The sequence below is a fragment of the Shewanella sp. genome (assembly GCF_051658185.1).
Classification (GTDB): Bacteria; Pseudomonadota; Gammaproteobacteria; order Enterobacterales; family Shewanellaceae; genus Shewanella.
Window position 1 is genome coordinate 1 of the sequence record NZ_JBOFMC010000331.1, and the last position, 13,138, is coordinate 13,138.

Consider the following 13,138-nt stretch of genomic DNA (forward strand, 5'->3'; position numbering starts at 1 on the left):
TCAATGCGCTTGGCCTAGAGATAGTGCAATATGGCGCCTTGTCGATTAATCCGGCACGTTATCCGCTGCTGGCGGTAAAAAGTCTAATCAGTGATCCTCTCAAACCAACCGTGTTGGTGACCGGGGGTGTCCATGGCTACGAGACCAGCGGCGTGCATGGCGCATTAGCTTTTTTGGCTAATCAAGCGGCTCATTATGTGCAACAGATTAACCTCGTGGTGGCGGTGTGCGTCAGTCCGTGGGGTTACGAGACGATTAATCGTTGGAACCCAAAGGCGATAGATCCAAACCGCTCATTTTATATTAATAGCCCCGCTGAAGAATCGGCCGCGTTAATGCAACTGGTGGCATCAATCGAGCAAGGTTTTGATGTGCATATTGATTTACACGAAACGACCGATTCTGATGAACAAGAATTTCGCCCGGCTTTGGCCGCTCGTGATGGCAAAGACTTTATTAAGGGCAGCATTCCCGATGGTTTTTATACCGTAGGCGACACCGAGAACCCGCAGGATGCCTTCCAAAAAGCCATCATTGATGGCGTGAGCAAAGTGACGCATATTGCCCCTGCCGATGAAAAGGGCGAGATCATTGGCTCGACGGTGGTGCAGCACGGGGTGATTAACTACCCCCTGAAAGCATTGGGTCTGTGCAGCAGTGTGACGGGCTGCATTTATAATACGACGACAGAAGTTTACCCCGACAGTCCAACGGCCAGCGCCGAGGAGTGTAACCGAGCGCAGGTTGCGGCGATGACTAGCGCTATTGATTACGTGTTAGCGCTTAAGGTATCAGGCTGAGGTTGTGGTGCTTGATTTTTAACCAAGAGAGCCGGGTATTTATCGTTTAGGGCTTAGAGCTTAGAGCTTAGAGCATTAAAACGTGCCGGGCTCGGAGTCGGCCTCGTGTGTGGGGGAATGCGGGATGCTCCCCCCAACCACGAACCCGGCGTTTATTTAGCGGCTACTCGGTAAACGCACGGCCGTAGTAGCTGTCGAGCAGAAGTTGTTTTAACTCACTAATCAAGGGGTAGCGAGGGTTAGCGCCGGTGCATTGATCATCAAAGGCATCCTCGGCTAACTCATCGACCTTCGCCAGAAAGTCCGCTTCGTTCACTCCCGTCGCTTGGATAGAGGCCGGAATGCCGAGTGTCTGTTTAAGCTCGTCGATTTTTTCCAGCAATTTTTCGACCTTGTCCCTGTCGCTTGTTCCCCCTAATCCTAAATGATCGGCAATCGCGGCGTAACGGCACAGGGCTTTAGGCCGATCATATTGGCTAAAGGCCGTTTGTTTGGTGGGTAAATCTGTGGCGTTAAAGCGGATCACGTTACTGATCAGCAGCGCATTGGCCAGTCCATGGGCGAGGTGGAACTGTGCCCCCAATTGATGGGCCATTGAATGGCAAATCCCCAGAAAGGCGTTGGCAAAAGCGATACCGGCAATCGTGGCGCCGTTATGGACTTTTTCCCGGGCGATGGGGGAGGCGGCGCCGAGCTGATAGGCATCGGGCAAAGAGTGGCACAATAACGCCAGTGCCTGCAGTGCTTGGCCATCGCTGTATTCGTTCGCCATCACACTCACATAGGCTTCAAGCGCGTGAGTGACGGCATCAATGCCACCAAAAGCCGTTAAGGATTTGGGCATATGCATGACCAGATCCGGATCCACAATCGCCATATTCGGCGTCAGTTGATAATCGGCAATGGGATATTTTTTGCCAGTTTGCTCATCGGTCACCACCGCAAACGGAGTGACTTCTGAGCCCGTACCAGAGGTGGTCGGGATAGCGACCATCATGGCTTTGCTGCCCATTTTCGGAAACTTATAAATCCGTTTACGGATATCCATAAAGCGCAGGGCAAGTTCAGCAAAGTCCACGTCGGGGTGTTCATACATCACCCAAATCATTTTGGCCGCGTCCATCGGCGAGCCGCCCCCTAAGGCGATAATCACATCGGGCTGAAAACTCGTGGCGACTTTGGCCCCTTGGCGGACGATTGCTAAGGTTGGATCGGCCTCGACCTCGTAAAAAACGTCGGTTTCTAGCCCTTGGGCCTTGAGGATGTTAAGGGTGGCATTGCAATAGCCTTGGTTGAATAAGAATTTATCGGTGACGATAAGTGCTCGTTTTTTATCGGATAATTCTTCAAGTGCAATCGGTAGGCTGCCGCGGCGAAAGTAAATGGAAGATGGAAGCTTGTGCCACAGCATATTTTCAGCCCTCTTAGCGACGGTTTTTTTATTGAGTAAATGGCTAGGCCCCACATTTTCGGAAATGGAGTTACCGCCCCAGGAGCCGCAGCCGAGGGTGAGGGAGGGCGCCAATTTAAAGTTATACAGATCGCCAATGCCCCCCTGTGACGCCGGCGTGTTGATCAAAATGCGGGCGGTTTTCATTCTACAACCAAAGGTTTTGATCCGTTCGCTTTGGGTGTCCTGATCGGTATAAAGTCCCGAGGTATGGCCTATGCCGCCTAAGGCGACTAAGGCTTCGGCTTGACTTACGGCATGGTTAAAGTCGCTGGCACGATACATGCCAAGCAGTGGCGATAATTTTTCATGGGCGAAGGCTTGGCTGTCATTGATCTCACTGACTTCACCAATGAGCACCTTGGTCCATTTGGGCACGCTAAAACCCGCCATTTGGGCAATGGTGGCTGCGCTTTGGCCGACAATATCGGCATTGAGATTGCCATCTTGGAGGATGACCTCTTGCATGGCTGCCGTTTCGGTTGCCGAGAGAATATAGCCACCATGGGAGGCAAAACGCTCCTTAACTTGCTCATACACGCTATCGACGATGATAACCGCCTGCTCGGAGGCACAAACCACACCATTATCAAAGGTTTTGGACATTAAGATTGAGCTCACCGCCCGTTTAATATCGGCGGTTTCATCAATCACAATTGGCGTATTACCGGCACCGACACCAATCGCGGGTTTACCCGAAGAATAGGCGGCTTTCACCATACCTGGGCCCCCTGTTGCGAGGATTAAATTGACCTTAGGGTGCGTCATTAATTGGTGAGAGAGTGCCACGCTGGGCTCATCAATCCAGCCGATAATTTCTTTAGGTGCGCCAGCGGCGACGGCCGCTTCGAGCACACATTTGGCTGCGGCGATGGTTGACGCCTTGGCCCGAGGATGGGGGGAGAAAATAATGCTATTACGAGTTTTAAGGCTGATCAGCGCTTTAAAAATCGCGGTGGAGGTGGGGTTAGTGGTTGGCACTATGCCACAAATCATGCCAACAGGTTCGGCGAGCGTGATAGTGCCAAAGGTGGGATCCTCGGACAAGATGCCGCAGGTCTTTTCATCTTTGTATTTATTATAAATATACTCAGAGGCAAAATGGTTTTTGATGACTTTATCTTCAACCACGCCCATGCGGGTTTCTGCAACGGCCATCTTCGCCAGCGCAATGCGGGCATCGGCGGCGGCGAGGGCCGCGGCTCTAAATATCCTATCGACCTGACGTTGACTGAAGTTGGCGTATTCGGCCTGTGCCTTGGCGACACGTTCGACCATAAGATCCAATTCTGCGGCATTTGTCACTAGCATAATCAATACTCCTAAAAAGATTTAGCCAAGTGAGACATTGGCTAAATCTTCTTTATGGTAAAAAATTACACTTAATAGCCCGAGTAAAGTGTGATCTTAGCGCCAAATATCGGCTTTTATGTAATTAAACTACAGGTGAGCTGAGCGGTTTGACTGCTCATCATGCAAATCTCCACAGTTTATGCTGAGCTAATATTATTTAAACTTGTGATTTAACCTAAAAAAACTCATTTTTCAGCCATCTTCGCTTAGGCTACTATACTTGCCCTTAAGATAAGGTTGATGCACATGCTGTGATACACATAAGGAAAGCAACTTGGAGTTAACACTTTACGTTAAATTTTTTCTCGGCCTTGTCGCCATCATCAATCCAATCGGATTGCTGCCCGTATTTGTCAGTTTAACCAGCCACCAAACCGAGGCTGAGCGTAACCATACGGGGAAAGTGGCTAACTTTGCTGTGGTAGTGATTTTATTGGTAACCATCGTCGCCGGGCAGCATATTTTGAATATGTTTAGCATTTCCTTGTCGGCCTTTAGGATCGCAGGCGGCAGTTTGATTGCCATTATTGCGATGTCCATGCTTCAGGGGAAATTAGGTGAAGTCAAACGCAACCAAGAGGAAGATAGAGAATCGTCGGCGATGGAATCGGTGGCCGTGGTTCCCTTAGCATTACCTTTGATGGCTGGGCCGGGCGCTATTAGTTCGGTGATCGTGTTTGCCGCTGAACATAACACCCTTGCCAATATCATTGGCATGTTCATCACAGTGATCCTCTTTGGATTGGTGAGTTTTGCGCTCTTTAGAATGGCCTCAATCATCTATAAAATCCTCGGTAAAACGGGGATTAACGTGATCACGCGTCTCATGGGACTGCTGATGTTATCCATCGGAATCGAAGTCATTGCCGCCGGGGTAAAGGGTTTATTTCCCCAACTGTTTGGTTAAGGCGTTCAGCTATAAATCAAGTCAGTGGCTTTAGGCTTGCCAATGACGAGGTCTTTAATCCACCAAGAGACCCCTCAATGGACACTAAAGTAAATTGCGCCCCTGTACCGTGCAGGGGAGTCACAAGGCCGATATTACAGCAGTAACCGCCTTGAGCGTGCAGAGACACCTCATAATGCGGTGTTAAATGCATCGGTTTGTTTAGCAATTGCGCAACCGCCTGAAATCGAGTCTTTTTTGCTTGACCCTTCTCAGGCTTTTGCGTAAAGTACCGCTCCGTTAACGGCAAAAGCTGCTGAAGGACTACATCATTCAGCATGAGCGGTTTGACGATGACTTATAAGCGATTTTTCAATCAGTTAAAATGATTTAAGCTAAGTCAGCTCGTGAAAGATTAACCACGTAAACATAAATCAACAATCTGGTGAGATGTCCGAGTGGCCGAAGGAGCACGCCTGGAAAGTGTGTATACGGAAACGTATCGAGGGTTCGACTCCCTCTCTCACCGCCACATTCTCAAAAAAGACGTCCTAGGGCGTCTTTTTTTGTGTCTGAAGATAAATAAAATCAATAAGTTAAGTCTATATATGTCTAGTGTCGACCTATAGAAGCTACATTTTAGGTGTAGTGTAGATAGTATGATAAATTTTGAATCTATCTAGAGTCATACACTTTACATAGCGCTATACACTAAGAATCTCATTCATTTTTTGAACTTTTCAATACACTATTTTCATTTAGTGAGTTGAAATATAAGTAAAAAAAGTTGAAGGTGTATGACGATTTCTTTTGGTGTCAGTCCATCAAATTACTGTCATACACTTCCAACTAAGGAGGTTTCTTGGCAAATTTAAATAAGCTGACAGTAAAACAAGTTCAAAACCTTAAACCTGAAAATGGTAAAGCCATTCGCTGTTCAGACGGTGGCGGTTTGTACCTGTATGTCAAACCCACGGGCTCCCGATATTGGGAGTTCAGATACACTCGTCCTGTTTTTGGAAAGAAAACATTTATCGGTATCGGGCCTTACCCGGATATATCTCTTGCTAAAGCGAGAGAAAAGGCGCACGGAATGCGTCAATTATTGCTTGATGGTATTGATCCACAGATCGATAAAATTGAAAAAAAGGCACAAATTAAACTTACCCAAGCTCAAACGCTAGAGCAAGTGGCTTTGGAATGGCGGGAGGTTAAATCTAGCCAACTTAAGCAAAAAACACTGCATGATAACTGGCGAAAACTCGAAATTCATGCGTTACCTAAACTGGGCGCTTTTCCCGTTAAGTCAATTAAAGCGCCAATGGCGATCGATGCTTTGAGAGTCTTAGAAGGTAAAGGCAAGCTTGAAACGGTAAAAAGAACCGCTCAATTACTTAATGAAGTAATGAACTTTGCGGTAAACAGTGGCTATATCGAGCACAATCCATTGGGCGGGATTCGAGATGTTTTCAAAAAGCCGATTGTTGAGCATATGAAGTCCCTGAGTCCTAACGAAATTTCGGATCTGATGCGAGCGTTAGGACATGCCAATTTGTATATTACTACTCGCTATCTTATCGAATGGCAACTTCATACTATGACTCGGCCATCGGAAGCGTCAGGTGCGCGTTGGGATGAAATCGATTTTAACAATAAAATTTGGGTCATTCCGCATACCCGAATGAAGATGAAGCGTGAGCATCGGATCCCTCTTACCAGAGAAACTTTGTCGATATTGGAGAATATCAAGCCGTTATCGTCAAACAGTCAGTTTATCTTTCCATCAAGTCGCAGTCTAAGCCGTCATATCGATTCTGAGACTATTAATAAAGCTTTAGGTCGGATTGGTTTTAAAAATAGGACGACAGCTCATGGATTTCGCTCATTAGCAAGCACCACATTGAATGAATGGGGTGAAGAGCCTGATTTAATTGAGGTTGCTTTAGCGCACGTTGGCCGAGATAGAATACGCAATGCCTATAACCGCACAGATTATTTAGAGCGTCGTCGAGAAATGATGCAAAAATGGAGTTCTTATATTTCAGAACATTCAGTTGGGTCGTTTTCGGTTTTAAATGCAATGCAAGGTAGATAAGTGGAATAAATGAGCATCTAAGTTGACTTCTGACAATGCTGTTCTTTCTAGAATATCAATGACACTACTGAAGGAGATGGTTATGGCGGTTAGAATTATACGAATGTCTGAACTCAGTCAGAAAACAGGCTGTGCTCGCAGTACAATCTATGCGTTTATTTCTCGGGGTGAGTTTCCGAGATCGATTCCTCTGGGTTCACGAGCGGTAGGGTGGAAAGAGAGTGATATTGATGAATGGATAGAAAAACGTCAATCTTTGCGAGATAGTAGATAATTTGTTGTGTCATGCAAGATGACTATATGCAATTTGCGACCCTATTGCTTCGAGCTTTAGGGTCCTTTTTACATTCGATGCTTAGTAGGTAATATGGTTAAGATATTGATTTGTATCTTAAGTTGCTAAATACTCTTGCCTAGTTTTGATTTGAGAGCGTGTTTACGTGACACCGCTTCAGGTTCTTGGGATGACATTTCAAACGTCTCCTTAGTGACTTCATTGATAGCACGGACTAACGATGTTGACGTTGTTTTGATATTTGGCACACTCATTTGTATCAAACCAAAAGTGGCCAGCATACGTAGACGCTCAGCTCGTTCTCTTGGCGACGTCTTCTCAAGTTCTGTAAGCAGTTCAGGGTGGCTTCCTGAGGGAATGTTGACAACGACCCTCATGATCAGGCGCCATAAAACCAGAAGCCCCGGGCGTTAGCCAATACGGACTGTTCAGGCACGATGATTTTGCTTCGTGAAAATATCTCCTTAGCCGCTTCCTTGTATGCTGTGGCTCCACCCCCTGCGATTAACACCAAGTCCGCGTTGATGCTCTCGTTCCGCATAGATTGACGCATTGCTGTGAGAGCAACGGGTGCGACCTTTTTCAAGGCTACATTAAGATAAGGTAAAATCTTCACTTTTTCTCCGAAGAGAAGTACATCAAATAGCCCAGTTCTCATGGCTCTTTCTAGTCGATCCATACCGACTTTGGCACCGTGGTCTTCTGAAATCAGCTTATCAATCGTTTCCAGTATTACAGACATTGCCTGAAGGCTAGTGCCTGATGAGCTATAGCGTATTTCACCTGCATCAAGTGCTACCCAGTCAACGGAAAAAAAGCCAGGATCAATCACAACCACACGACCTTCTTCAATTAGGCCAAGATCATCACCAGTTTGAACCAAATCCATGTAGGCACCTGCAGGTTGAGGCAGTACTTTGACATCATGTACTGTGATTGTGCGTTTAGGTGTCACTTGATGGATGCCTTTCAAGCGGTTAACTAGATCTGATTTACGTTGCGGTTCATTAAATTGGGTAACAGGTAATCCAGTGACAATTAAATCGATGGACTCAGTTTCGGCCATTAACAAAGCTGCATGAAAGAGTGCTTTATAGGTTTTTGTGGAGGGATATTCTGGGTGGAGTTCTCGTTCCCAGCTTTGAAGGCGTCCGGCGCAAATGCCAGCGGCCCAACGCTCATTATCGACTGACACATACAAACAAGTTTCATCATCGCCGCCACCAATACGTTCTGCCATATGATCCGCAGGGCCGGCTCCTGCAGGCAGAATGATGGTTTTTGGTGCACTCCCTGATTGGCCAAATGCTAATTTTAGGTTTGAGTATCCGATATCTACGCCCAGTACAAACATACTTATCTCCTGTGCACTCAAAGTGCTCTAACGGTTTTCAACTAACCGCTCAGGTCATGCTTGGGCATTTCCAAGTGCTCTGACGGTTCACTCAAATGTCATTATCAGGATTCGGTGCACTGGCGGTGGGCAGAAAGGTGACAAATCCTTTCATCTATCTGCCGACTGCATGTTTGCAAAAGTATGAGAATAGGCTCTGTTTGGCGGCGAATGACTGAGCCAAAAAAATCGAGACGCCAAACGTCGTTTGCATTCTGACCTGAATTCGCCAAACGGTTTGTATCTTCATGGCGATACGTTATTTCAGGCTTTTTTATGTGAAATCAGCTTGTACCCCTTGTCGGGTATGGGATGGAACGAGTCGATTTATATCGAGACGCCAAACAGTGAATGTTTCGGCAGTTCTACGTTTGGCGTTTCGATCCAAAAGCCAAACGGATAGTGGTTTTGGCTTTTGGGGTTAATTGGAGGGGGAAATTGGTTTGGTAGAAATCGTCAATGAACAATGGAAATCAGAAGTATCCAACTTATTGCAGCAAGAAACGGACAGGCTAAAAGCGCTGGCACGCGCTGAAGTTGATGACTTTTGGGTCACCCATTACAAGGTTCGTGAAAATGAGCCCTTTAAAGACTGGGGGCTCCTTGGTGTCCGTATCAGAGACTTTAAGTATGGCTTTGGCATAGAGTGGTACATCAACAGCTTTCACGGCCCACGCGGCAAGCGCGTAGTCTTTAGTAAGGGACTGCGTATTTCAAAGACGAAGCTGAGATACTCATTTTTGGATTGCCAAGGTCTGGCCAAAGAATGGGAACTGACATTGGCTATGGAGCAAGAAACTCTGTTTAGCGACATTCGCCGCCAAGTCGATAAACTCAACATGCTGCGTCGCAGACTCAATGCTTATTGAATCAGAGATTATAAAGTTCTTTGTGTAAGCAGCTGTTTATAAATGCGTGTAAGTTTGATGTCTTCAACAGCCAAGCATGCTTTGAGTAGTTCGGAACTGGCGGCACAATGAATTGCGCTATCAACCTGTTACCACTAAGCATTTTGAGGTTAGCTGCATTTACAATGGCATCCACTTTAGCCTTGGGATGTTGCCATTTATAAAGTTATGTTGGGCATAATGCAGTGTTAGTTATTGATTTTATTGTTATAAACCACGACAAATAAGATACCTTGCGTAAATACAATTAAGCTAGGCTTTCCATATTTCTCACCACGATACTTTTTGGTTTATTTCACTCGCGGTAACTGGTCCCAGCGTGTCGTATAGGCGGGAGATAAATGCTCTCGCTTCATCGACCAATCTTTCTTTACACCTTGTCCAGCAAAGAAAACCTTTCCGGCACCGCTTTGATTAATGGTGTCCAATACAGACATTAACTCCTGGCTATTAGAGCGGGTCGATACGTCATCGAATAGTCCTGGTTGAAACATGCCTGAATCGTAAAAGTCAGACAGCATGACGCCCGCTTTGGCATAACGAAAACCATCCTTCCAAATACGCAGGAGCAGGTGATTGGCCAGCTCGATGAAATCTCGGGTATCGCAACTGGGTATCAACAACTCGCCCGATGCGGAGTTGCTGTATTGCGGCTCGTTGTCCTTAAAGGGGCTGGTACGTATGAACACGGTCAGCACTTTGGCTTGCTGCCGTTCTTTGCGTAGCTTCTCAGTGGCGCGGGTTGCGTATTCACATACGGCCTCACGTAACAATTCAAAGTGCGTTACTTTTACGCCAAATGAACGGCTACAGACGATTTGTTTCTTAGTTGGCGGGATCTCTTCAAGTTCAATGCACGACTCACCATTGAGCTCTCTGACGGTTCTTTCTAAAACCACCGAGAATTGGTCTCTGATGGCTCTAGGTGAGGCATTGGCGAGATCTAAGGCTGTAGTGATACCCAAAGCATTTAAACGTTTAGAAAGCCGACGGCCTACGCCCCAAACATCATCAACCGGGACTAATGCAAGCAACCGACGTTGTCGGTCTGGATGAGTTAGGTCTACCACACCACAAGTGGCTGGATACTTTTTGGCGGCATGGTTGGCCAGTTTGGCAAGCGTTTTGGTAGGAGCAATGCCTACACATACGGTGATCCCAATCCAGCGGCTTATGCGCTGTCGAACGTGTTGTCCAAATGCGACAAGGGATATGGCAGATTCAATACCGGTTAAATCCAAAAATGCTTCGTCAATCGAGTACACCTCTACTTGTGGTGCCATTTCTTCCAAAGTGCGCATCACCCGACTGCTCAAATCTGCATAAAGCGCATAATTGGAAGAGAATGCCAAAATACCATGGTGCTGCATTTCAGCTTTGATTTGAAAGACGGGTACCCCCATTTTAATTCCGAGTGACTTGGCTTCACGCGACCGTGCAACCACGCATCCGTCATTGTTGGACAGCACCACAACCGGCGTATCTTTTAAATCAGGACGAAACAGCTTCTCACAACTGGCGTAAAAGTTGTTGCAGTCCACCAAGGCAAATACTGGCATGGGATAGTCACGGCTTGCGGCGCATGTTTCGCACCACACTGATGACCACACCAAATATCTCTAACTCTGTCCCTTCAGGAATAAGGATGGGCTCATACGCCTGGTTTCTTGGGAGCAACTTGACGCACGGCCTCAGTTGAAGCTCCTTTACCGTGAGTTCACCATGGATGCCAGCGATGACAATGTCACCCTGTTCGGCTTGAACAGAGCGATCAACCACCAGAATGTCATCCGGATGAATTCCTGCATCAATCATTGAATCGCCTTCAACACGCACAAAGAACGTCGCAGCTGGTCGCTTGATGCAAAGCTCGTTAAGGTCGAGAGTTTGCTCAACATAATCCTGCGCTGGTGAGGGAAAACCAGCAGAAACCCGTTCTATGAACAATGGAATACGAAGGCGCTTAGCTTTGATGAAGGCAAGTGCGCCGCTACGGCCTATCAGCGAGACACTCATGACGAACCTCGAAAAATTACAATAGATACTGTTTGTTTATACAGTATCTAATGCTATGCTGATTTCTACAAGTAGAATTGTAGGTAAAACTGATGTTGTTCGAGTAAGACGTTGTGTTGTGGGTGATTTCTTTTTTGTGTTGAAAAGCTTGATGTGGGGCTTACTTGCCATTGTCAAAGCCTGTAAGGCTTGGACAATACTGCTTCTGCCTACTGATCTTGTTACTGATCCTGTTACTGCTACTGGTTAATGCATGGGTCAAGTAACCGTCAAATAAGGCTTGTTAAACCCTTCGCAAAGGGTTTCAAAACGGTGAGTAAAATTCTGCTTCGTATTGAATTTACTGGCTTATAGAGAAGTGAGGAGCGTTTTTAAAATGCTCAGTAGAACTCAGTTAAAGCTTTTTTAACCGTTTGAAAAGGGGTTGGCTAAGCCATACATAAAGGGGATCGGTAAGGGTTACCTAAAGGGTTTGGCTAAAGCTTTAAGAAAGCCTTCATACATGGGTTCATCCAGTAGAAAGATTAAAAAAACGCTGAGGTATCCAAGGTGCTTTTTGAATAAACGCGTTTATAAACGAACAGGGCACAGTGAAATAACCCAAAGCGAAAGAATAGAATTAAAGAGGAACCATCAATGACAAGAGCCCCTGCGCCATTTCCGCTAGAGCGCCTCGCGGATATCCCAGAAAGACCAGAAGATTTTAGATTGCTGGAGCGTATTCCATTAACGCGTGAGCCGCAGTCCTGGCCACTTGAACTTTCTCCTATGGTCGGTGATGAACAGCCAATGGTGCTGCTCGATACAGAGACAACCGGACTGTCTGCCGATGACGAGTCCATTATTGAGCTTGGCTTGGTTAAGGTGCTTTACAGTCCCTCGGCTAAGCGCATCGTGTCGATTGTCGATGTGATAAGCCTTTACGAAGATCCCGGTAAGCCGATATCGGGGTTTATCACCGAATTAACGGGTATCACTGATGACATGGTGCAAGGCCAGTATATTGACGATGCCCTAGTGGCGAGTTGGTTATCCGATGATCCGCTGGTGGTGGCGCATAATGCTCAGTTTGATCGTCCTTTCTTTGAAAAACGATTTGCCGCGTTAGGAAATTTATCGTGGGCCTGTTCTGTCAGTGGCATAGATTGGAAAGCGCTTGGCTTCGAAAGTCGTAAGCTTGAGTATCTGCTGCTTCGCTTGGGCTGGTTCTATGAAGGGCACCGAGCGGCAACCGATTGTTTGGCAATGGCTTGGTTGTTTCATTTATTGCCTGCGTCTGTTGCGGACCTGTTGTCTGTAGCAGACCGGCGAACCGTGTTAGTTCGTGCGTTTGGTGCGCCATTCGACGTAAAGGACTACTTAAAAGAGCGTGGTTACCGCTGGCATGACGGTGTGAGAGGTGCTAATAAACACTGGTGGCGCGAAATTAGCGAAGACGAGTTGCCGCAGGAACAAACATACCTGGATGATTTGTACCATCGTGGCTCAGAATATGCCTATTACGACTACAAAGATGCTCGCAATCGCTTTAAAGCTCTTTCATAGCCCCTTACATATTTGAAAGCTTCTGGAAAATGGAAAGTGAACTCATGGTTTAACCAATAAGAGGAATCTTTCCATGTACCAAGACACCTACATTGAATACTACAAATACCCCGTGTCACCAAAGTCAATCTGCAGTTCCCTAAAGCTAAAGTCATTGTCATCGATAGGCCGGCCAATATCTGGATAGCTTTCCTGTTCTCTAATGGTATTTATTATGGTGCTAGCGGCGTGTTGTGGGGCGGGGGACTTTTGTTGCGAAGAAACTCACGTAAGCGCTCTAAATCACCTAATTCTGTGGCAGTGTAGATTATTTGTGGCATGTAGGGGCAGCCTGTTCATTTTCACTTCCCCAGGACTTTAGCCAACTCACCACTTCGTCACCGGTGACATGCAAGCC

Annotated in this window: 10 protein-coding genes and 1 tRNA gene; 7 read left to right on the forward strand and 4 right to left on the reverse strand. The window is 46.6% G+C overall.

What is annotated here, in order from left to right:
* Positions 1-800 (forward strand): M14 family metallopeptidase (locus ACRCZA_RS12665; RefSeq protein WP_438674785.1); only part of this gene is annotated, 800 nt, incomplete at its 5' end.
* Positions 801-963: 163 nt separating this feature from the next.
* Here ACRCZA_RS12665 and adhE read toward each other — a convergent pair.
* Complete coding sequence (adhE, locus tag ACRCZA_RS12670) at positions 964-3,561, reverse strand: bifunctional acetaldehyde-CoA/alcohol dehydrogenase (protein WP_438674786.1); 2,598 nt, start codon at positions 3,559-3,561, stop codon at positions 964-966.
* A gap of 316 nt (positions 3,562-3,877) precedes the next feature.
* On the opposite strand from adhE, the gene ACRCZA_RS12675 reads away from it, so the two are divergent.
* The 4 genes from ACRCZA_RS12675 to ACRCZA_RS12690 all read left to right on the forward strand — a co-directional run bounded on the left by ACRCZA_RS12675 (position 3,878) and on the right by ACRCZA_RS12690 (position 6,858).
* Positions 3,878-4,510 (forward strand): YchE family NAAT transporter, encoded by a 633-nt coding sequence (locus tag ACRCZA_RS12675; RefSeq protein WP_438674787.1) that lies wholly within the window; start codon positions 3,878-3,880, stop codon positions 4,508-4,510.
* Between the two features lie 423 nt (positions 4,511-4,933).
* Positions 4,934-5,021 (forward strand) — tRNA-Ser (locus ACRCZA_RS12680).
* 330 nt (positions 5,022-5,351) lie between these two features.
* A complete protein-coding gene (locus ACRCZA_RS12685; RefSeq protein WP_438674788.1) occupies positions 5,352-6,584 on the forward strand; it encodes a tyrosine-type recombinase/integrase in 1,233 nt (410 codons plus the stop codon).
* Between the two features lie 82 nt (positions 6,585-6,666).
* Positions 6,667-6,858, forward strand: a complete 192-nt coding sequence (locus ACRCZA_RS12690) for a helix-turn-helix transcriptional regulator (RefSeq protein WP_438674789.1) — start codon at positions 6,667-6,669, stop codon at positions 6,856-6,858.
* Positions 6,859-7,258: 400 nt separating this feature from the next.
* Here ACRCZA_RS12690 and ACRCZA_RS12695 read toward each other — a convergent pair whose 3' ends face one another.
* Positions 7,259-8,233 carry a ParM/StbA family protein gene (locus ACRCZA_RS12695; protein ID WP_438674790.1) on the reverse strand — a complete coding sequence of 325 codons (975 nt, stop codon included), beginning with the start codon at positions 8,231-8,233 and terminating at the stop codon, positions 7,259-7,261.
* A gap of 482 nt (positions 8,234-8,715) precedes the next feature.
* On the opposite strand from ACRCZA_RS12695, the gene mobI reads away from it, so the two are divergent.
* On the forward strand, positions 8,716-9,141 hold the full coding sequence (mobI, locus tag ACRCZA_RS12700; RefSeq protein ID WP_438674791.1) for a conjugative transfer protein MobI(A/C): 426 nt from the start codon (positions 8,716-8,718) through the stop codon (positions 9,139-9,141).
* Positions 9,142-9,470: 329 nt separating this feature from the next.
* Here the strand turns inward: mobI and umuC are convergent, their stop codons facing one another.
* Positions 9,471-10,739: a translesion error-prone DNA polymerase V subunit UmuC gene (gene umuC / locus ACRCZA_RS12705; protein WP_438674792.1), complete on the reverse strand. Its 1,269-nt coding sequence runs from the start codon at positions 10,737-10,739 to the stop codon at positions 9,471-9,473.
* Between the two features lie 7 nt (positions 10,740-10,746).
* Entirely contained in the window at positions 10,747-11,196 is a 450-nt protein-coding gene (umuD, locus tag ACRCZA_RS12710) for a translesion error-prone DNA polymerase V autoproteolytic subunit (RefSeq protein ID WP_438674793.1), read from the reverse strand.
* A 636-nt stretch (positions 11,197-11,832) separates the two neighbouring features.
* Here umuD and ACRCZA_RS12715 point away from each other — a divergent pair.
* Entirely contained in the window at positions 11,833-12,741 is a 909-nt protein-coding gene (locus ACRCZA_RS12715) for a 3'-5' exonuclease (RefSeq protein WP_438674794.1), read from the forward strand.
* The last annotated feature ends 397 nt before the right edge of the window (positions 12,742-13,138 follow it).

What these genes read in the sequence shown, in the direction of transcription:
- ACRCZA_RS12715 (WP_438674794.1), top strand. Translation starts at nt 11,833, where the DNA reads ATGACAAGAGCCCCTGCGCCATTTCCGCTAGAGCGCCTCGCGGATATC.
- ACRCZA_RS12690 (WP_438674789.1), top strand. Translation starts at nt 6,667, where the DNA reads ATGGCGGTTAGAATTATACGAATGTCTGAACTCAGTCAGAAAACAGGC.
- ACRCZA_RS12695 (WP_438674790.1), bottom strand. Translation starts at nt 8,233, where the DNA reads ATGTTTGTACTGGGCGTAGATATCGGATACTCAAACCTAAAATTAGCA.
- umuD (WP_438674793.1), bottom strand. Translation starts at nt 11,196, where the DNA reads ATGAGTGTCTCGCTGATAGGCCGTAGCGGCGCACTTGCCTTCATCAAA.
- adhE (WP_438674786.1), bottom strand. Translation starts at nt 3,561, where the DNA reads ATGCTAGTGACAAATGCCGCAGAATTGGATCTTATGGTCGAACGTGTC.
- umuC (WP_438674792.1), bottom strand. Translation starts at nt 10,739, where the DNA reads ATGCCAGTATTTGCCTTGGTGGACTGCAACAACTTTTACGCCAGTTGT.